15 protein-coding genes, 1 pseudogene, 1 riboswitch and 2 other annotated features are annotated in these 21,956 nt (G+C 36.8%); of the genes and pseudogenes, 13 read left to right on the forward strand and 3 right to left on the reverse strand.

The window, feature by feature from the left end:
- Positions 1-21 precede the first annotated feature (21 nt).
- The gene (locus IGJ32_RS02930; RefSeq protein ID WP_088744981.1) at positions 22-2,097 is read left to right on the forward strand and encodes an LTA synthase family protein; all 2,076 of its coding nucleotides are present in this window, start codon (positions 22-24) and stop codon (positions 2,095-2,097) included.
- A 502-nt stretch (positions 2,098-2,599) separates the two neighbouring features.
- On the forward strand, positions 2,600-3,511 hold the full coding sequence (locus IGJ32_RS02935; RefSeq protein ID WP_010738334.1) for a helix-turn-helix domain-containing protein: 912 nt from the start codon (positions 2,600-2,602) through the stop codon (positions 3,509-3,511).
- Between the two features lie 115 nt (positions 3,512-3,626).
- Here IGJ32_RS02935 and ndk read toward each other — a convergent pair whose 3' ends face one another.
- Positions 3,627-4,070, reverse strand: coding sequence for a nucleoside-diphosphate kinase (gene ndk, locus IGJ32_RS02940; RefSeq protein ID WP_010719910.1), 444 nt, complete (start codon positions 4,068-4,070; stop codon positions 3,627-3,629).
- 219 nt (positions 4,071-4,289) lie between these two features.
- A riboswitch (M-box (ykoK) riboswitch) is annotated at positions 4,290-4,464 on the forward strand.
- A gap of 347 nt (positions 4,465-4,811) precedes the next feature.
- On the opposite strand from ndk, the gene mgtA reads away from it, so the two are divergent.
- The 7 genes from mgtA (at position 4,812) to nhaC (ending at position 14,802) form a co-directional block, all read left to right on the forward strand.
- Positions 4,812-7,460, forward strand: a complete 2,649-nt coding sequence (gene mgtA, locus IGJ32_RS02945; RefSeq protein ID WP_010738332.1) for a magnesium-translocating P-type ATPase — start codon at positions 4,812-4,814, stop codon at positions 7,458-7,460.
- 318 nt (positions 7,461-7,778) lie between these two features.
- A complete protein-coding gene (locus tag IGJ32_RS02950; RefSeq protein WP_063626674.1) occupies positions 7,779-8,450 on the forward strand; it encodes an HAD family hydrolase in 672 nt (223 codons plus the stop codon).
- 76 nt (positions 8,451-8,526) lie between these two features.
- Positions 8,527-8,762, forward strand: a binding site (T-box leader).
- Positions 8,763-8,801: 39 nt separating this feature from the next.
- Positions 8,802-9,039 (forward strand) — a binding site (T-box leader).
- A 62-nt stretch (positions 9,040-9,101) separates the two neighbouring features.
- Positions 9,102-10,175 carry a methionine ABC transporter ATP-binding protein gene (locus IGJ32_RS02955; protein WP_096709517.1) on the forward strand — a complete coding sequence of 358 codons (1,074 nt, stop codon included), beginning with the start codon at positions 9,102-9,104 and terminating at the stop codon, positions 10,173-10,175.
- A gap of 1 nt (position 10,176) precedes the next feature.
- Positions 10,177-10,857 carry a methionine ABC transporter permease gene (locus IGJ32_RS02960; RefSeq protein WP_010719905.1) on the forward strand — a complete coding sequence of 227 codons (681 nt, stop codon included), beginning with the start codon at positions 10,177-10,179 and terminating at the stop codon, positions 10,855-10,857.
- A 13-nt stretch (positions 10,858-10,870) separates the two neighbouring features.
- Complete coding sequence (locus IGJ32_RS02965) at positions 10,871-11,707, forward strand: MetQ/NlpA family ABC transporter substrate-binding protein (RefSeq protein WP_010738329.1); 837 nt, start codon at positions 10,871-10,873, stop codon at positions 11,705-11,707.
- A gap of 74 nt (positions 11,708-11,781) precedes the next feature.
- Complete coding sequence (locus IGJ32_RS02970; RefSeq protein ID WP_342081593.1) at positions 11,782-13,017, forward strand: M20 family metallopeptidase; 1,236 nt, start codon at positions 11,782-11,784, stop codon at positions 13,015-13,017.
- A gap of 372 nt (positions 13,018-13,389) precedes the next feature.
- On the forward strand, positions 13,390-14,802 hold the full coding sequence (gene nhaC / locus IGJ32_RS02975; protein ID WP_081127832.1) for a Na+/H+ antiporter NhaC: 1,413 nt from the start codon (positions 13,390-13,392) through the stop codon (positions 14,800-14,802).
- Between the two features lie 69 nt (positions 14,803-14,871).
- On the opposite strand, the gene IGJ32_RS02980 is transcribed toward nhaC, so the two are convergent.
- Both IGJ32_RS02980 and IGJ32_RS02985 read right to left on the reverse strand, forming a co-directional pair.
- Positions 14,872-15,315 (reverse strand): DUF305 domain-containing protein, encoded by a 444-nt coding sequence (locus IGJ32_RS02980; protein WP_034699754.1) that lies wholly within the window; start codon positions 15,313-15,315, stop codon positions 14,872-14,874.
- A 131-nt stretch (positions 15,316-15,446) separates the two neighbouring features.
- The gene (locus IGJ32_RS02985) at positions 15,447-16,784 is read right to left on the reverse strand and encodes an amino acid permease (protein WP_010719900.1); all 1,338 of its coding nucleotides are present in this window, start codon (positions 16,782-16,784) and stop codon (positions 15,447-15,449) included.
- Between the two features lie 348 nt (positions 16,785-17,132).
- Here IGJ32_RS02985 and IGJ32_RS02990 point away from each other — a divergent pair, with 348 nt between their 5' ends.
- The 4 genes and pseudogenes from IGJ32_RS02990 (at position 17,133) to IGJ32_RS03005 (ending at position 21,954) form a co-directional block, all read left to right on the forward strand.
- Positions 17,133-18,020: an oligosaccharide biosynthesis protein Alg14 gene (locus IGJ32_RS02990; protein WP_342081592.1), complete on the forward strand. Its 888-nt coding sequence runs from the start codon at positions 17,133-17,135 to the stop codon at positions 18,018-18,020.
- A 269-nt stretch (positions 18,021-18,289) separates the two neighbouring features.
- Positions 18,290-18,883: a YczE/YyaS/YitT family protein gene (locus IGJ32_RS02995; RefSeq protein ID WP_053765862.1), complete on the forward strand. Its 594-nt coding sequence runs from the start codon at positions 18,290-18,292 to the stop codon at positions 18,881-18,883.
- A 472-nt stretch (positions 18,884-19,355) separates the two neighbouring features.
- Positions 19,356-20,494 (forward strand): annotated as a pseudogene (locus IGJ32_RS03000) (ammonium transporter).
- A gap of 29 nt (positions 20,495-20,523) precedes the next feature.
- Entirely contained in the window at positions 20,524-21,954 is a 1,431-nt protein-coding gene (locus IGJ32_RS03005; RefSeq protein WP_342081591.1) for an amino acid permease, read from the forward strand.
- The last annotated feature ends 2 nt before the right edge of the window (positions 21,955-21,956 follow it).

Consider the following 21,956-nt stretch of genomic DNA (forward strand, 5'->3'; position numbering starts at 1 on the left):
TAAAAGAGAGAAGTGATACTTGTGACACATTTGAAAAAATTGTGCCAAAATCGTTTGCTGATTGTTTTGACAGCTAGTTTTTTCTTTTGGCTGAAAACGATCTTTGCCTATTACGTTGATTTTTCATTGGGCGTTGAAGGCAGCATCCAATACTTTATTCTGTGGATTAATCCAATTGCAACGACATTGTTGTTTTTTGGTTTAGCATTATATATAAAAAAATTGAAACCCGCATTGATTGTTCTTTTAATCATTGATATTTTAAATACGCTTTTGCTTTATTTGAATATTATTTTTTATCGAGAATTTACAGATTTCGTGACCGTAAAGTCTATTCTAGGCTTTTCTAAAGTTTCACAAGGTTTATCAGGAAGTTCCTTTGCATTAATGAGACCTCATGACATTTTGTATTGGTTGGATATATTAGTATTTGTAGGACTCATCATCTGGATGTTTGTTAAAAAAATACCAGTAAAAAGTCCTGCAGTCTCTAAACCAGTGGCGATCGCAGTCACTTGTCTGTCAGCGTTGATTTTTTCAGGAAATTTAGCGCTTAGTGAAGCAAATCGTCCTCAATTGTTGCAACGGACGTTTGACCGTTCTTACATCGTCAAATATTTGGGAATCGATGCCTATACTATTTACGATGCTATCAAAACAGGGATGACAAGTAGTGTTCGTGCGCATGCAAGTAGTAATGGTGTAGAAGAAGTGAGAAAATACACCGAAAATCATTATGCTGCTCCTAATCCAGCAACATTTGGCGTGGCCAAAGGGAAAAACATCATTGTCTTGCATTTAGAAAGCTTCCAACAATTTCTAATCAATATGAAGGTAGATGGTCAAGAAGTAACGCCATTCTTAAATAGTATCTATAAGAATCAATCAACGATCAGCTTTGACAATTTCTTCCATGAAGTTGGGCAAGGAAAAACAAGTGATGCAGAAAATATGTTAGAGACGGGAACTTTTGGTTTACCACAAGGTTCTTTGTTTACCGAGCTAGGTTCAGATAACACGTTCCAAGCTGCTCCAGCAATCTTGGCGCAACAGCAAGGTTATACGAGCGCGGTTTTCCATGGGAATGTCGGGAGCTTCTGGAACCGAGATCATGTGTATAAAAATTTAGGCTATGACAACTTCTTTGATCGTTCTTATTTCAATAGTTCAGATGAAACGTTGGGATATGGTATTTTAGATAAGGACTTATTCAGAGAATCAGCTAAATATTTGGAACATTTACAACAACCGTTCTATACTAAGTTTCTTTCGGTAACCAATCATACGCCATACTATACAGACGATAAACATTTTAATTTCCCATCATTGAAGACTGGCAATAGCAGAGTAGATGATTACGTCCGGACAGCTCATTATTTAGATCAATCGTTGGAACAATTCTTTACGTATTTGAAAAAATCCGGTATCTATCAAAATTCGATGTTTGTCATCTACGGAGATCATTTTGGAATATCCAATACGGATAATAAAGACTTGGCGAAAGCCTTAGGAAAAGACCCTGCTACTTGGGATGATTTTGATAATGCTCAAATGCAGCGAGTGCCATTGATGTTCCACATTCCAGGTTATAAAAAAGGTGAGATCAATCATGAATATGGTGGCGAAATTGATGTGTTACCTACCCTGTTACACTTAGTAGGAATCAATGATAAAGACTATATCCATTTTGGTACAGATTTGCTTTCACCACAGCATGATCAGTTGGTTGCCTTTAGAAATGGTAATTTTGTGACACCTAAATATACCGTTTTAGATGGAAAAACTTATGATAACCAAACAGGGGAAATCATTGATCCTAAAAAAGCTGGTATCCAAAAAGAAGTGGAAAAAGATCAGAATCAAGTCAAAACGGCTTTAAGTTTATCTGATAAGTTGAATCAAGAGAATCTATTACGTTTCTATGTACCAGATAACTTTAAAACGATTGATCCCAAAAAGTATGATTATAAAAATGATGCAGAGAAAAATGAAACCATTGAAAAACAAAAAGGAAGCAAGTCCACGAGTGTTTATTCTAAAAATGGAAATAAAACAACGACTAACCTTTACCCTGCGGAAACAGATGAGAATAATTAAATGAATAGTTGATAAAACTTCCAAAAAAGTCGATTTGTTTTCACTTTTTTGGAAGTTTTTTTTATATAATTCGTAAACTTTTTTATTTTAGCGTATGTAATTAGTGAAGGAAACAAATTTTTTACAGCGATTCTTTTGGAAGTGAAAAATCCGAGGAAATTTGGATAGGTGTAAAAAATGATGGCTGAATTCAGTTGAATCAAATAAAAATAGAAAAGGAAAATAGGATAAACTTGTCAGCTATAGGTTGACCGAAGAATAAAAATCAGAAACAACAAGGAGGGGAAACGTTTAATCAAAACAACAACTGGCAATGAACGAACATGTACATATAGAAGCACAGATCCAAGCAGCTAATTTATTTTTCAACACTTTGGCTAAACATTTCTTATCATACAAACGGTCATGTGATACGTGTTGTAGAAGTGTTACAAGAAGGATGAAAGATCAACTGTTTCGTACATGGCACTCACTCAGTTATTGGTTTTGGTAACGATCAATTATGTATGATGGAGAATTAATCAAGCAACTTCGAGTGAATCGAAAGTTGACACAAACACAGTTAGCAAAGGGAATCTGTTCTAAAACATCTCTAGTAGGAATCGAAAATCATACCGTAAAGAAGATCTCTTTTTGTACACTAAAAGCCTTCTTGGAACGCTTAAATATTTCTTTGGCCGAATATGAATGGTTACGTAATCAGCTTGAAGAACCCAAAAAAACGAAGAAAAGTCGGCATCTTTTAAATAAAATCCAAGAAGAGAACTTTGATCCTTATAAGGAAATTGCCAACAACCGAAAGCAATATAAAAAAACAGCTGATTTATACTATTTAATGTTAAATCTACAGATGTTTTGGCAGACGAATGGAAAAATGGAGTTGCAATTAGAATTTCTAGGATATGAGTGTCGTACGATTGAAGAATACTTTATGAAAATCAGGGAATATGGTCATTTTGAGTTAGACATTCTTTCCAAGTATCCCTATATTTTCAGTGATTCATTTCTAGACAATCATTACTTGAAAATCAAAAAAAGAATGCGACAAATGACCGATTCTTTGAATGAAGACTATTTATTTACATTTTTAATGAATCTCACGCTTTATTATATCGATAAAAAACGTTTTAAAAAAGCACGTAGTATCAACCTCGATATGTCTCGCAGTTTGGCACACAAAGAAAAATCAACAATCATTTATGAAAGTTTGATGACAGAATACTACAGAAAGCTGATTGCACAAGCCTTAGGTGAGCCACTTTCAAAAGAGCTGAATACTTTTTTTACGGTCATCGAATATACTCTAGGCAAGAAAGAGCGCAAACGTCTTGAAGAGAAGCTCTTGGAAGTGATAAAAGAGGAAGAGAAAAAAATGATGCTGTTTGAACAGATTGCCAAGATAGAACAAGAATAAGTAAGACAAGTGAATAAGAGAGTAGAAAAGACCTTGCAACAATCATTGACTAAACGAACTGTCAGGTACTTTTCTGCTCTTTCACTCAACTATCAGTCAGAGCAAATCTGTTTGGTCATTCAGGATGAACGATCTCAGATTTTTGCTTTTTTGTATCGAATAATGGGAAAAAACGATTGATTTCATTGGTTGCAGCATCTCTTGAATCAGATGCATGAATGATATTTTCAGTTCCAGGTAAGGCATAATCTCCACGAATCGTTCCAGGAACAGCATCTACAGCTTTAGTTGCACCGACCATCTTACGGACGATATCGATGACATCCTCTCCAGCTAAAACAAGATAGACTACTGGTCCCGAGGTCATATAATCAATCAATTCATCGAAAAAGCTCCGACCACTTAAGTGATGATAATGCTCTTGTGCGAGTTCTTTTGTCATTGTTGCAAACTTCATTTCAGTAATTGCTAATCCTTTTTCTTCAAATCGTTGGATGATCCGCCCAATTAAATGACGTCTGACACCATCCGGTTTGATAATGACCAATGTACGTTCCATCTGATACACCCCTTTTTTTGTTATACCTTTATTATACTGGTGTCTGAGTAAACCCACAATCAAAGTGAAAAAGCTGATCAACATGCGGGCTATTAAATTCAATAAGAATTTTCTAACCCTATCAATCAAAAACAATTTATTTACCATAAATGTTTGGAAAAAGCAAAAAATAAGTTTGACAATCGGTGCATAAGTTGTTATATTTACGAAGGAAAACTAAATAGGATTTGTTAGGTGAGGCTCCTATACAAACACAGGCTACTGCCCAAAAACGTCGAGAGACGCCAATGGGTAGAACAGGAATTGTCGAGACAAGGCTTTTCATAAGGTAGCTAAAAGCAAGGAATTGCTTTTTACGTTGTACAGTGTCAAAACTCAACGATGAGATCAAAGAAGCTTTTTTTTATGTGCTTTTTCGACCTTTCGCTGAATTTTTGATGAAAGGTCTTTTTGTGTTGAAACAATCCTAACAAACAAAAAATGGAGGTGGTTTCGTTGGGAAGTTGATGCTTTTAAAACGAAAGAGAAACAAGAACAATTCTATCAAGTTAAAGGAGATGAGAACAAATGGATGACAGTCCTGCGAAGAAAATAATGCGAGAGAAATTGCTGGCTGAGGCTATTATCTATCTGTTTTCAGCCCCTTTAAATACAGCATTTTCTCCATTACTCAACTAACTAAAAATAACCCAGCTTAAATAAGTATTGCTTATATTTACTGGGTCTAAGGAGAAAAATGAGATGGAAAAAAAGAGAGATACACAAAAAATGTATGCTGCATTTGCAGGAAAGACAAAACAAGAATTATTGAACTTCTTTCATTCGACTGATCAAGGAATGAAAGACGAACAAATTGAAGAATCAAGAGAAAAATATGGTGAAAATTCAATCTCTTATGGGAAGAAAACACCCTTTATTGTAGAAGCTTTAAAAGCTTATATTACACCATTCACCTTGGTATTGATTGCACTCGGAGTGATTTCATTTATCACAGAATACGTGTTAGCCGCTCCTGGGGATAAAGATTTATTTGGAGTAATTATCATCTTTACGATGGTCATCGTCAGTGGAACGATGACGTTGGTTCAATCTGTTCGCTCTAACCAAGCCGCAGAAAAATTAAAATCATTGGTAAAAGTAACCGCAGCAGTTAAACGTAACGGTGATTATACTGAGATTCCAATGGAAGAAATCGTTTGTGGAGACCTTGTTCGATTATCAGCAGGTGATATGATTCCTGCAGATATGCGTCTGTTGTCAGCTAAAGATTTATTTATTTCACAAGCTGCCTTAACTGGTGAAAGTTACCCTGTCGAAAAGCAAGCGATTGTTTACGATGATGAGACTTTGAGTGAAACTAGTTATGAAAATTTGGCTTTTATGGGAAGTAACGTTATCAGCGGGAGTGCTGAAGGTATTATTGTATCTGTTGGTAATGAAACATTATTTGGACATGTGGCTCAAACGCTCTCTGAAAAGCCGATCAAATCAAGCTTTGAAATTGGTATTCATAAAACATCCATGTTATTGATCAAATTCATGGCTTTAATGGCACCAACAGTTATCGTTATCAATGGGTTGACTAAAGGGGATTGGCTGGAAGCTTTTCTATTCGGTTTATCTGTAGCAGTCGGTCTTACACCTGAAATGTTACCAATGATTGTTACTACGAACTTAGTTAAAGGTGCTAGCGTGATGGCGAAAAAAGGAACGGTCATCAAAAATTTGAATGCGATCCAAAACTTTGGTGCGATCGACGTGTTATGTACGGATAAAACTGGGACATTGACTCAAGATAAAATCATTTTAGAATACCACATGGATTGTTCTGGTAAAGAAGATGATCGTGTTTTACGCCATGCGTATTTAAATAGTTACTATCAAACAGGATTAAAAAATCTGTTGGATGTAGCAATTATTGATGAAGCCAAACAAACATTAGCAACCGATAAAATCAATTACCGCAAAGTGGATGAAATTCCATTTGACTTTGAACGTCGTCGGATGAGTGTCGTTGTAGAGGACACCGCAGGTAAAACACAAATGATTACCAAAGGTGCGATCGAAGAGATGTTGAGTATCTCTAATTACATCGATATTGATGGGATCGTTAGTCCATTAACCAATGAAAAAAGAGAATCAGTTCTTGCAAAAGTGAGAGATTTAAATGAAGATGGTCTACGTGTAATCGGAGTGGCCCAAAAAACAAACCCAAGCGTAGTTGGCGAATTTTCAGTGAAAGATGAATCAGATATGGTATTGATTGGATACCTTGCTTTCCTTGATCCTCCAAAAGAAACGACGAAACAAGCACTAAAAGCATTGAAAGATCATGGTGTCGCAGTCAAAGTCTTAACTGGTGATAATGAATTAGTCACTCGTTCGGTTTGTCGTCAAGTGGGTCTGGAAATTAATGAATTGATCACTGGAGAAAAGATTTCAGAAATGGATGATCGCGAATTAGCACAAGTTGCTGAAAATCATGAAGTATTTGTTAAATTGAATCCTCAACAAAAGGCTCGTTTAACGACTGCTTTACGTCAAAATGGCCATACCGTGGGCTTTTTAGGTGATGGTATCAATGATGCACCGGCAATGAAAGTAGCGGATATCGGTATTTCGGTTGATACAGCAGTAGATATCGCAAAAGAATCAGCCGATGTGATCTTACTAGAAAAAGATTTAACGATTTTAGAAAGAGGTCTTTTATCTGGTCGAGAAACATTTGGGAACATCATGAAATACATCAAGGCAACTGCAAGTTCAAACTTTGGGAATATGTTCTCTGTCTTAGTTGCCAGCACATTCTTACCATTTTTACCAATGTTGCCACTGCAAATTCTCTTTTTGAATTTGATTTACGATGTGTCTTGTATCTCACTTCCATGGGATAAAATGGATAAAGAATATTTACATGAGCCTAAAAAATGGGAAGCATCAAGCATTGGGAAATTTATGGTGTATTTTGGACCTACGAGTTCGATTTTTGATATCACTACCTACTTATTGATGTACTTTATCATTTGTCCAGCAGTTGTAGGTGGAGATTTCCATACATTAGATGCACAACAAAAGATCGTATTTATTGCGTTGTTCCATGCAGGTTGGTTCGTTGAATCATTATGGTCACAAACATTAGTCTTACACGCACTACGGACACCAAAGATTCCATTTATTCAAAGCAATGCGACATTTGCGATGTTTACGATTACGACATTAGGAATCGTTGTAGGTTCGATTCTGCCATTTACAGGTTTTGGTGCAGAACTAGGTTTGATGCCGTTACCAGGAACTTACTGGACTTGGTTAGTCGTAACGATTTTAGCTTACTTGACATTAGTGACAATGGTCAAAAAATTCTATATTAAAAAATTCGGCGAACTATTGTAATGGTTGATGAATGAACACCGTGAAAAAGAGGTTGTGAAGTCATCGGGTAGCTCCGAAGACAATAAGAAAGAATTTTTTGAAACAGCCTCTCATGTTTTGAAAAATTCAGGCTTATTGCAAGGAGTTGATGAATGAACACCGTTTACCCATCCATTCTCACCTCTAATCATGAGTTCGGGGCACTTCAAAAGTGCCTCGGACTCATTTTTTTTCTATACCTTTCATTTTATTATGAAAGGAAAATATGATTCGTTCTGTGCAAATAACAATGAAACATGCTAAACTATGGATATTGTTTTCTGAAAGGAATAGTGAAAAATGAAAGGCGCAATATTTGATTTAGATGGACTATTAGTTGACACGGAGAAAACCTATCGTGATGGTTGGTTATGGGGATTCCAACAGTATGATTTAGCGATTCCCAAAGAAGTAGTAGATGCTTGGGGAGGTAAAAACTGGAAGCAAAGTTTTGACATTTTAGTGAAAGCAGCTGGAAGCCCTGAAAAAGTTCAAGAAGTTCGTGCCAAGCGTGAAGAATATTTTTATCAACAGCTTCATAACGGTGGGATACAATTAAAACCCTATGCGAAAGAAGTTTTAGCCGAATTAAAAAAACGAGACTTACGACTTGGATTAGCAACAACGACAGTTACTAAAAGAGCGACTGATATCTTAGCCCAATTTGATTTGGCTAATTATTTTGATACGATGACATTCGGTGATGAAGTAAGTGAAAACAAGCCTTCACCTGTTCCTTACTTAACCGCTTTAGAAAGAACAAAATTAGTTGCTTCAGAAGCATTTGCAGTGGAAGATTCTTTAGTTGGAGCTACTTCTGCTTCCCGAGCTGGGATGGGCGTTGTTTTAATTCCAGATACTAGTTTTGAACGAAATTATACAGCAGAAGAAAAAGAAAAATTAAATTTACTTGCTGAAGGAAACGACTTACGAACTGTTATTGAAATGTTAGATAAAAAAACAACAAAATAATTCAATCATTTTTTTGTAAACTTCTTCCTTGACTTTTAATTATGAGTACGGTAAATTATTCGCAACAACTAAATAAGTATATTCGTTGATAAGGAAAGTAAACTTGAACGATTTCTTAGAGAGGCTCTGTTTGGTGAAAAGAGTCAAATCCGCAAAGTTGAAAATGGCCTTGGAGAATAATTTGTCGATAAGTAGATAAATTCGGTCGTCGTTCAACCGTTAAACTGAACCCCAATCTCTCAGGAATGAGACGTTGGCTAGAGGGAAGGAAACTTCCGAATAAAGGTGGTACCACGATTCGTCGTCCTTTTACTAACATTTTTTGTTGGTAAGAGGATTTTTTTTATATATTTTTTTGCAATGATGTAGTAAGTACAGTTGGAAATCTTTTAACAGAGAGCTTCGGGAGCTGAGAAGAAGCAAAGAGGAACGATTGGAAAATGGCTACTGAGCATTTTACCCCAAGCATTTTGTGAGGCGGTAACGGCTGCGACCGGTATCTCGCTAGAGTATGTTTGTACTTGAAGAGGAGCGACATGTGAATGTGGCTTGAATATGAGGTGGTAACACGCAAAAAGGCGTCCTCAAGGAAATGATTGAGTTCATTTTCTTGAGGATGCCTTTTTTATTATACAACAAGGAGGAGAACGAATGATTGAGTTAAAAAATATCAGTGTCCATTTTGAGCAAAAAGGTAAAGACATCCCAGCTGTCAATGAAGTGAATTTATCAGTTGCTCAAGGAGATGTCTATGGCATTGTGGGCTACTCTGGGGCAGGGAAAAGCACATTAGTTCGTGTGATGAATTTCTTACAGAAACCAACGAAGGGGGAAGTAATCATCCAACAGACGAATTTAGGTGATCTCACACCAAAAGAATTAAGAAAAGAACGGAAAACGATTGGTATGATTTTTCAACATTTCAACTTAATGGAAAGTCGCACAATTTTTGACAACGTTGATTTCTCCTTAAAGTATACTGGGAAATCAAAACAGGAACGTCGTCAGAAAGTAAGTGACTTACTGGATTTAGTAGGGTTAAAGGAAAAAGCTTCTGCCTATCCCAACCAATTATCTGGTGGACAGAAACAACGAGTAGCGATTGCGAGAGCTTTAGCAAATGATCCCAAAATATTGCTTTGTGATGAAGCGACGAGTGCCCTTGATCCAAAAACGACTCATCAAATTCTAGCGCTGCTCAAAAAATTAAATCGCCAATTAGGATTAACGATCGTCTTGATCACCCACGAAATGCAAGTAGTGAAAGAAATTTGTAATAAAGTGGCGGTGATGGAAGCTGGACGAATTATCGAAAGTGGAAGTAGTGTTCAAATTTTTAGTCATCCAAAAGAAGAACTAACGAAAGATTTTATACGTACAGCGACTCACTTAGATCAAGCATTGGAAAAGATTACTGGACAGCAAGGCTTTGCAGAAGAGCTTACGGATAAATGGCTAGTTGAACTGAGTTATGTGGGGAGCCAAACGAATGAACCGTTGATTGCCCAGTTGTATAGCAAATACCAAGTAACAGCAAACATTCTTTATGGCAATATCGAATGGCTGCAAGAAACACCGATAGGTAGCTTGGTGGTAACTTTAGCGGGAGATAGCATTCAAAAACAAAAAGCTCTAGATTATTTGATCCAATTAGGTATCAAAGTCAATCTCTTACAAAAACATGAAACACAAGAAAGAATCAAACTCGTTGAAGGAGGCGTTTAAGATGAACGAATGGCTCAAAAGCTATCTGCCAAATGTTTATTTGATCCCAGATGAATTCATTGAAGCGACAAAGCAAACACTATATATGACTTTCTGGTCTGCTTTGATTGGGGGAATCTTGGGCATTATTTTAGGGGTCGTTTTAGTCGTTACCCGCCCTAAAGGATTAATTGAAAACCGCTTATGTTTTGAACTTTTTGATAAGGTGATCAATATCGTACGATCCATTCCATTTATCATTTTACTCTCTTTACTTGCATTGACGACTCGTTTTATTGTCGGAACAACAATTGGAGCAACGGCAGCACTAGTTCCTTTGATTGTCGGCATCGTTCCTTTTTTTGCTCGACAAATCGAAAATGCCTTGCTTGAAGTTGATCCCGGTGTTATCGAAGCTGCACAAGCAATGGGAACGAGTCCATTGGGTATCATTTTTCGTGTTTATTTACTGGAAGGACTACCTAGTATCATTCGTGTCTCAGCTTTAACGATCATCAATGTTATTGGCTTAACCGCAATGGCAGGTGCTGTAGGAGCTGGTGGTTTAGGAAATTTAGCTATTTCTCGGGGCTATAATCGATTTCAAACAGACGTAACGGTTGTTGCGACATTATTGATTTTGGCATTGGTGTTTTTAAGTCAATTTATCAGTAATTTTTTAATTAAAAAAATATCACATTAATGGAGGAGAAAAAATGAAAAAAGTGATTCGATTTGCTGTAGTGACATTCGTCGCATTATTTTGGTTGGCAGGCTGTAGTCAAGGAAAGGCAGATACAAAAACAAAAGAAACAACTGTCAAATTAGGGGTGATTGGTGAAGATACAGATGTTTGGGACGATGTAAAAGCACGTCTAAAAAAGGAGAATATTGAATTAGAATATGTAAAGTTTACCGATTATAATCAACCAAATGCAGCCTTAGCTGATGGCTCAATTGATTTGAATGCCTTTCAACACCAGTTCTTTTTAGATAACTATAATGAAGAACATGGCACAAATCTAGTTTCAATCGGAAACACCGTAAATGCCCCATTAGGAATCTATTCCAATACGATCAAAAAGATTGAGGAAGTAAAAGAAGGTGCAAAAGTAGCCATCCCTAATGATGTAACCAATGGGGGACGCGCTTTACTTCTTCTTCAATCAGCGGGGCTGATCAAAGTTGATCCATCGAAGGGACAGACTCCGACGATTTCTGATGTGACAGAAAACGATAAAAAACTTAAGCTCACAGAATTGGATGCTTCGCAAACAGCACGTGCGCTAAACGATGTGAGTCTTTCGGTCATCAATAGTGGGGTAGCAGTCGATGCAGGGTTCACACCAACGAAAGATGCAATTTTCTTAGAACCAGTGGATGATCGTGCCCGCCCTTATGTCAACATCATTGTTGCCCGAAAAGAAGATGAAACAAACCGTACGTATCAAAAAATCGTTGATACTTATCAAACTGAAGCAACTGCTAAAGTCATTGAAGAAACGTCAAAAGGTTCGAGTGTTCCAGCATGGAAAACCTTTGGTCGTAAATGAGCATCATCAGAAAGTACAGCTCAAATGAACTAGAAATTTTTATCTGAAGCCAGCATACAAGGAGGAATTTTTTTATGACTACATCAACTATTTCAACGAATCGATCCAGTTTATTGAAAGAAGCGATCCAAGAACGATTACCAGAATATCAAGCACTTGCCTTGGATATCCATCAACATCCAGAAGTGAGCAATTACGAATTTTATTCATCTGCTGCATTGATTCGCCAGTTAGAAAAAGAAGGCTTTACAGTTGAAAAGGAGGTCGCTGGACACCGTACAGGATTTGCTGCTAGCTATCGCTCAGATAAGCCAGGTCCGACGATTGCATTTTTAACTGAATTTGATGCACTTCCTGGAATTGGACATGCGTGTGGACATAATCTTTTTGGAACGTATTCCGTATTAGCCGCGAGTATCATTAAGAAACAAATTGACGAAATTGGTGGTGAGATCCGAGTGTATGGAACACCAGGGGAAGAAGGAGGAGAGAATGGTTCAGCGAAAGGGAGCTTTGTTCGTGAGGGATTATTTGACGATGTGGCGGCTGCTTTATGTGCTCATCCAGCTTACCGTTACGGAAAAACAACCGAATCGCTAGCTAATGATCCAGTTGATATCAAATTTTATGGAGTTGCTTCTCACGCTGCTGCAGCACCCGAAAAGGGAGTAAACGCATTAGAAGCACTGATTCAAGTTTTTAATGGTATCAACGCACTACGCTTACAATTACCTAAAGATGTCAATATCCATGGGATCATCACTAACGGCGGAGTTGCTGCTAACGTCATCCCTGAATATGCTGCAGGACGTTTTTATTTACGTGCTGGCAATCGCCAAACATTAGATATAGTCTTTAAAAAAGTGGAACAAATCGTGAAAGGGGCTGCGTTGAGTACGGGCACAAGCTATGAATTTGGTTTGTTTCAAAATGCGGTAGATCATATGATTCCGACACCTTCTTTCGATGAGTTGTTTTTTACACATGCAAAAGCAGCTGGAGTTCCAGAAACGGAAATCGATGTAACAGAAAAGACCAGCTTAGGGTCCTCTGATGTAGGGAATGTCAGTCAAGTGATTCCGACGATTCAACCAACTATTTCGATTTCAGATGAGTATATCGCTGGACATTCGGAAGAGTTTAAAGCAGCCGCAAAAAGTGAAAAAGGGTTGGCATCGATCGCCATTGCAGCAGAACTATTAGCGTCTACCGCTTTAGATTTATTCGAACAACCAGCTTTATTGACAAAGATTCAGGAAGAACACCAACAACTTTTAGAAAAAAGTCAGTTAACTGGTTCGACTTTTTAAATAAATAATGATTTATGATTTGAAAAAAATAGTCATTTTGTATTGACAAAAAATCTCGCAGAAGGTAAACTTCATGAAAGTCAACTTTTCACATAGTAGCGTTTCAGGTGTTTTGTTCAGAAAGTCGGTGGTAGCTGCGAACCGATCAAGCCGAAATGTCGAATTACATGAAAAGGAATAAAAACTAAATAGTTAAATCAAAGTGAAAAACAGAACTGTTTTTAATTAAGGTGGTACCGCGGAGTCATTCGTCCTTAGTTGAAAATAGTTCTTTTTGTTTGATTAGAGGGGGAAATGCCCATGAATTGTGGCGGAGTCATTCGATATCTATTCTTTTTTAGTACTTCGATTAACTAAAAAAGGAGAATGATTATGAAGAAAAAAGGAAAACCGAGTTTTAAAGAAGCTGTATTTGTCTTATTGGTGATTGTGGCAAGTATAGCAATTGGGGTTGTCGGATTAAAATTATCACCAAACATTACGATCTTAGCAGCAATTGGAATGATCATGCTTTACGCTGTAGTGAAAAGATACCCAACAGAGTGGTTACATGAAGGAATTATCAATGGAATCAAACCGGGAATCATTCCGATTTTTATCTTTATATTAGTCGGCGCACTGATTGCGGTGTGGATCCAAGCAGGAATTATCCCGACACTTATGGTTATTGGTTTTAAATTGATAAGTGTCAAGTGGTTTGTTCCTTCTGTATTTGTTGTTTGTGCTATCGTCGGTAGTGCAGTAGGGAGTGCTTTTACTGTCATGTCAACGATTGGGATCGCATTTTTCGGTATTGGTACGACATTAGGAATTAATCCAGCGTTAGTCGTGGGATCAATTGTTTCAGGTGCTGTTTTTGGAGATAAAATGTCTCCTTTGTCAGAGTCAACCAATCTAGCCGCAGCAATCGTTGATGCCGATCTATTCAAGCACATCAAACATATGATGTGGTCTACGGTTCCAGCTTTTGTCGTTTCCTTCTTTTTGTTCATGGTTCTTGGACACACAAATAGAGAAACTAGTCTAACGGCTATCCGAGAAGTCACTGATATCCTAGAAGCAAACTTTACAATTTCTTTTTGGTCGTTGATTCCCTTGTTCTTGATGTTATTATGTGCTTGGAAAAAAGTACCAGCTATCTTGACTATTCTATTAAATATAGCTGTGGCGGTGGGGATGATCTTTATTCAGAATCCGCAAACTTCTCTTAGTGGTTTAGCGACAGTGATTGAATCTGGATTCGTTGCAACTACTGGCAATCAACAAATTGATTCATTACTTAGTCGTGGTGGGATCGAAAGTATGATGCCAACTGTTTCTTTGATCATTTTAACATTATCACTTGGTGGATTACTCATTGAATTCGGTTTGATTTCAACTGTTATGGATGTCGTTTCTAAGAAAATGACCAATACACCAAAATTGATTTTCACCACATTGATGACAAGTATTGGTGTCAATCTCTTTATTGGAGAACAATTTTTATCAGTTATCTTACCTGGGAATGCGTTCAAAGAGACTTACCAGAAAGCTGGGTTTGACCCAACTGTTTTAGGTAGAACGTTAGAAGATGGTGGCACAGTGATCAATTACCTTGTACCTTGGGGAATTGCGGGCAGCTTTGTAGCTAGTACCTTTGGGATTCCAACCCTCACATACTTACCATTTGTCTTTTTCAGTTTACTCTCACCAGTTTTTTCAATGGTTAGCGCCTTTACTGGATTAGGGATCGCAAAAATAGACGAAAAGCCGAATGGAACGCTTGGTATCGATACAAACGAATAAACTCTCGGAATATTTGAATCAAAAAAACGCTCAAAACAGCAATGTTTCGGGCGTTTTTTTACGATATACTTATTTTTGTTCTTCAATCAACTTCTTCATTTGTTCGATTTCTTTTTCTTGCGCTTCGATGATGTCGTTTGCTAATTTCTTGACTTCAGGATCTTTCAAATTGGCACGTTTACTGGTTAAAATAGCAATCGAATGATGAGGGATCATGGCTTTCATCCAAGCGACATCACTGACTGTTGTTTGACTACGGACCATAAACAAAGAACCGGCAAATACTAAGACACTTACCCCTAAAATGATTTTGTTCAATGTTTTATTCTCATACATTTTCCACATAAATAAGAGCATGATGATCGCCATTACAGCGCCCATCATCAATGCCATGAACACCCGTGTACGACTAAAGAAAAGATGATCGATCGAGTAGACATTCAAATACATCATACCAAACATGATGACGGTCGATACCCCAATCATTAATAAAAATTTCCAATACTTTTTCATTTAAAAACACTCCTTTTATTTTTTCCCCAACTTTTATCTTCTCAGCTTACAAAAAAACAAGCAACTAAATTGTTTGGTACAACTTAGTTGCTTGTTTTTGGCTTAAGGAACTCAAGCTATTTATAGGGCTTTTAAGCAAAGATATCATTTTTCTTGCGGTAGCTAAAGAAAATCACCAAGTAAAGAAGGGCAGTCAATAATGTCACACCAATTGAATTAGTGAAGAAGATTCCCACAAAGATCAATCCTAAAACTACGATTGCTAATAAGTTTACCCCTTTTTCAAAAAGAGAACCTTTCTTTAATGCAAGGATAAAGGCTGCAATACTGATCATAAGCCAGATGACTAAGACAGTGTAGGAAAGAGAACCAGCCAAATAGCCAAATAGTTTGTCACCAACAAAGTAAGAAAGAACAACGCCTAAATATAAAACACTTGCGCAAAATAATACGGAACGTTGTGGAACATGGTGTTTATTTAAAACAGATAGTTTTTTTGCTGCACCTTTTTTGTCTTTTAAACGGAAATACAGCAAACGTGAAGAAGCATATACACCTGAGTTGATGGAAGAAAAGAGCGCTAAGATGATCACAAAGTTTACAAGATCAGCGGCAAATGGAATATGCATTTTTTCAAATACCATCACAAATGGGCTAGCAGATGAGTTTGCCAAGGTATCCCAAGGGAAAATGATTAACAACAAGAACAATGGAATGATATAAAATGAAATGATTCGTCCCATTACTCCACGAATTGCCTTAGGAATCGCTTTTTTGGGATTGTCGGCTTCACTTACTGTGATCGCAATCAATTCTGAACCACCATAAGAATAAATAACTACGAGTAACGAGTTGACGATTCCTTTCATACCATGAGGGGCAAAGCCACCATGATCCGTAATACTGTTTAGTGTAGGAAAGACCCCAATGTCAAACATTTGATGACCTACCAGGTATATCCCGAAGATAATCAACAATATGATTACGCTGATTTTAGCAAATGCCAACCAATACTCAGTTTCAGCAAATAACCGCACAGAATATAAATTAATCAACGTTGTCAACACGGCTAGAATTAAGACAAAGGTCCAAGGTGGAATCGTTGGAAACCATAATTGTAAGAAGGATGCAGCCGCTACAGCTTCGGCAATAATATTGATCGTCCATAATGAATAGTAAACCCAGTCGATAAAGTCAGCAGAATGGGCACCTAAAAAAGGTCGAACAAGCCCCGATAATCCATGCTGGGTATCCCCGTCATCTAAAACTAATTTACCAAGACCATTCATTACGATGAATAAAACAGCCCCACCAATCAAAAAAGCAATCAAGACACCAGGACCGGCAATCCCAATAGCTTCGCCACTTCCTTTAAATAGTCCCGCACCAATAGCACCCCCCAGTGCTAGCATCGTGATGTGTCTGGAACTTAGTTGTTTTTTTAGTTTGTTTGTTTCAGTTTTCTCCATAAGCAACCCCTTTTCTAAGACTAAACTATTGACGACGAAACAATCGCAGTCAAATGATTGATAACTATATTAAGTAGAAAAATAACTTTTTATATCATAGCAAATTATCTGACAATTTCAACAATTCTGTAAATAAAAATTTCTACTTTAATGAAAACATCATATGTTTGTCATAAATTTCCTATGTAAGCGTAAAACTTGATAGTAGGAGCAAACCCTAATAAGAGAGCGTTTTGTTTGTCTTTTCCTAAGGGAAGAAATTATGATAGCAAAAAATCACTAATTTTCATGTTACTATTGAATTAATCAAATGAACCATAATGGTCATAGGAAAGTGAGGAAACCAGAATGTCAAAATTGCCTATCTTATTGGTTGCAAAAGATAAAGCGTTGTATTTTTTACCCTCGATTGATTCTTTAGATGTCATTTCGGGAAAAGATTTATTAGATCCAGTGTATTTTAATTTTTTCCATCCCAAATTGAAAGAATATGAATTGATCGTTTTTTTAGATTATGGATTCGAAACGGAAATAGCTGCGAAGATCCGCCCTTATACAACAGCTAAAATCGTTTTATACTTTTGGAATCATCTGAAAGAAGAGGAACACTTTCGAATGCTTCAACAAGCACAAAACGAATCGGCCGTCGATGAAATATACCATTTTGACCGGATAGAGGCACAAAAACTTGGATTACGCCACAATAGTTCATTTTATTCTAAAAAGATGAAGATTCCTCAGGTGGAAGTCACTTCTGATTTGTTTTTTTGTGCCACTGATAATGGTCGTAAGGAGCTAGCAGAGAGCTATCGCAAGGAATTTGAACAGCGTGGACTTACAACCAATTATTATATTTTACCTTCACGAGGAAATGAGCAGGCGAATTATCTTTCTTACGCAGATTATTTAGCATTGACCGCACAATCACAAGGAATTTTAGAACTCATGAGAGCAGGACAAAAAGGAGTCACTTTACGAACTTTTGAATCTAGTTTTTTTGAGAAAAAGTTAGTGACTGACAATGAAGCAATTAAAAGCTACTATTTTTATAATCCTCAAAATATCTTTTTACTGCAGGAACGAAATTTGGATGAATTGCCGGAATTCCTGCATTCACCTTTTCAGCCAGTTGATCCGAACATTTTAAACTTTTTTGATGTCAATAATTGGGCTCAAAGGTTCTTATGGCTAGATAAAGTAGACTTTGAAAAATATGAGTATCATAAAGAAGATTAAGAATGTATGGGTGAAAAAGCAGCGGAAATTTTTAGAAAAACATTCGTTCTTTTAACGATGTAAACCTTTTCTCATTATACCAGATAAATCGCTTCCTTTTACGTTAATTATTTCAGTGGTAGCCGTAATAGTTGATAGTTATTTCTTCCTATTTAATAGTAAAATAGGCTCCATAGGTTTAGTTGGCGTATCAGATATGATAAATGTATCGTCATTTGTTTAATATCTGATCGTTCAACAAGCGGATCTTTTGGTTTGATGGAGGAAAAATGAATAGATTAGAACGAAAAAAAATAATACAAGTGATTTTAGGGACAAGTATGATTGCATTAGCGATCACATTATTGATCACTGCACATAAAGGCGCAGATACGATCAGTGTTTTTTTATTAGGAATGTTGACGTTGATCGATATTCCCTTTTGGGTAGCTAGTTTGTTGTTTAATGCAGTAGTGTTAGGAATCGTTGCTATCTTCAATCGAAAAGAATTAGGGATCGGTAGTTTAATCAATGGTTTTGGATTGGGATTACTGATTGGACAGATTGAACCATGGCTAAATAAACTTTCAGTTAATATGACTGGCTATTCGATCATGGCAGTTCTTTTAGCTCCTATTTTATTTGGGGTTGGAGCGGGATTATATGTTTCTTCAAATAAAGGATCTGCCGCACTAGAAGCACTGACTCAATTGCTTTATAAATTTACGGGATTCAGTTTAACTTTTATTCGGATCGGTTTAGATGCACTAATGGTCGTTGTAGGCGTATTATTAGGTGCCCCTATTGGTATCGGAACACTTCTATGTGTACTAGCGATTGGACCAATCTTTGGCTTAACACTAAAGCAATTGAATAGAATTTAAACGTGTGAAGCAATTTTGTGCGAATCGAACACCATTTATATATCTATTACATAGAAAGAGTCGGATTGATGTCCAGACTCTTTTTTGTTTTGTTTACTAATGATTCAGTTTAATGAAAAAAATAAAGAGAAAGTCTATTTTTGTTCAAAAAGTTGAACGATAACAAAATAAAAAAACAAAAAACAGCATTATTATTGTGCCGATTTTCTCTGAAAGTCCATCAGACAGCTGGATAAAGTGATTGAAAAAACGGATACATATTAAATAAGGTAAGATTTTTAAGAAGTAATTAGACCAATATTTTAGTTTATTTCGGATTTGACTATACAAAACATAAAAAGATAAACAAAAAACAGATGTTAAAATTTTTTATACTCAAGCTATAGAAAAGAGGTGAAAACGAATGAATCATTTACCTATCAATACAGGTGATACAGCATTTATGATTTTATGTACCGCAATGGTTTGCTTGATGACTCCTGGCTTGGCATTTTTTTATGGCGGGTTGGCACGGAAAAATAACATCACAACTATTATGGCACAGTCGTTTCTTTCAGTAGGAATAACAACTTTGATGTGGATATTTGGTGGTTTTGGATTAGCTTTTGGTAGAGATATCGGTGGACTAATTGGTAATCCAGCTGACTTTTTTTTAATGAAGCATGTCTCTAACGCACCTAATTTATTACATGGAGCAACGATTCCTTTTTTGATGTTCTTTTTATATCAATTGATGTTTATCGTAATCACCGTTCCATTGATGACGGGGGCTTTGCTGGAAGATTGAATCTTAAAGGTTATGTTTTGCTTTTGATTTTTTGGAATCTTCTGATTTATTTCCCTGTTTGTCACTGGATATGGGGAGGCGGATTTTTAGCACAATTAGGCTTCCGAGATTTTGCTGGTGGTGCTGTCATCCATACAACTGCAGGTTTCGGCTCGCTGGCATGTATTTTGACACTTGGACAAAGAAAGATTCCTACTTCTAAACGATCCGGACATAGTAGTTTGATGGCAGCAGCTATTGGAACAGGTCTTCTTTGGTTTGGCTGGTTTGGATTTAATGCTGGAGGGGCACTCCGAGCAGATTACCAAGCGGTCAATGCTTTTGGTTCAACTTTTGTTGCGTTGGCATTTGCGATGATGACGTGGTTGATCTTAGCGAAAATCAGAGGGAATGGTTTTGATTTTGTCGACATTTTAACTGGTTCTGTCGCTGGACTTGCAACAGTTACACCGTGTGCAGGCTATATCAATCCAAGAAGTGCCATCATCATCGGAATCATTGCCGGAATTGTTTGTCAGTATGCTGTTGCATTTCGTAAGAAGAAAAATTGGGATGATGCACTTGATGTATGGGGTGTACATGGCATGGGTGGTTTTACTGGAACCATCTTAATTGGGCTTTTTGCTACAAATGCTCATTTGCTCTCTGATTCACACAGCTGGTTCCTATTAGGTGTTCAAATCATCGGTGTTTGTCTAGTTGCCTTATACGCTTATGCGATCACAGCAGGTATCTTAAAGAGCATCATGTGTCTAACGATCATCACGACGACGAAAGAAGAACAAGAAGAAGGATTAGATTTCACGTTTTTTGAAAATAAATAAATTAAATATAGTAGAAAAGAGGAAGTTTCATGCAAGAAAGCAAAGCGAAAATTCCTGCGAAGAAATTAACATTTTTTGGCTTTTTAGCCATGACGATCTCAATGGTTGTTTCACTTTATGAGTACCCAACATTTGCGACATCGGGCTTTAGTTTGGTTTTCTTCCTGTTGTTAGGCGGTTTGTTATGGTTTATTCCGGTAGCATTATGCGCGGCTGAAATGGCAACTGTTAAAGGCTGGGAAAAAGGCGGTGTCTACACTTGGGTAAGTCGCACGCTAGGTAAAAGATTTGGATTTGCTGCTATCTTTTTCCAATGGTTTGAAATCACAGTTGGTTACTTAACGATGTTGTATTTCCTGACAGGAGCATTATCTTATGCAACAGGAATCTCTGCGATTCAAAATAATAAGTTTTTGAAATTAGCGATTCTTTTAATTATTTTTTGGGCTATTTTATTGTCTCAATTAAGAGGGACAAAATATACTTCATTGATCGCTCGGATCGGGTTTATTGCAGGGATCTTGTTACCAGCACTAGTTCTATTCGGATTAGGTATCCACTATGTGGCTTCTGGCGCACCCTTACAAACGACACTATCAATGAAAACATTGATACCTGATTTTTCAAAATTACCAACATTAGTCGTTTTTGTTTCATTTATTTTAGCGTATATGGGGGTAGAAACTTCTGCTAGTCATGCAAATGAAATGGAAAATCCTAAAAAGAATTATCCACTAGCGATGTTCGTATTAGTTATATTAGCGATTATTTTGGATACATTTGGTGGATTGACAGTGGCAACAACTGTTCCTCAACAAGGATTATCACTCAATACAGGGGTTATTCAATCTCTTGAATTTTTATTGCGACACATTGATCCTAGTCTTGCTTGGATTGCAAAAATTCTTGCTATCTTAGTGTGCTTAGGGGTTATTGGAGAAATTGCATCATGGGTCACTTCACCATCTAAAGCCTTACATGTGGCTGCCGAAGAAGGTTTATTACCCGCACATTTTGCGAAAGAAAATGCTTATGGTGTACCGGCAAACTTAATGATTGCTAATGGGATCGTTGCATCCATTTGGGCAACTGTCTTTACATTAAGTGGTGGCGGAAATAATTTATCCTTCCTTGCAGCTATGTCACTAACAGTAGTTATCTATTTGATGCTGTATTTTATGTTTTTTATTGGCTATTTAAAATTAGTTTACAAAGATGATTCATTAGAACGGGCTTATCAAGTGCCAGGTGGAAAAGTTGTCAAAACTATTGTCGCTTGTTTAGGATTATTGACTTCACTATTTGCCTTTTGTATTTCTTTTGTACCACCTTCAAGTATTGCTGCAGGACAACATGGAATCTATGAAATGATTTTAGTCATTTCATATCTCATTGTTGCAGTTATTCCTTTTACGATTTATGCATGTCGTCATAAATTTCAACATGCAAATAATAAATAAAA

It is taken from the genome of Enterococcus sp. DIV1639a, assembly GCF_050530445.1.
GTDB classification, from domain to species: Bacteria; Bacillota; Bacilli; order Lactobacillales; family Enterococcaceae; genus Enterococcus_B; species Enterococcus_B hirae.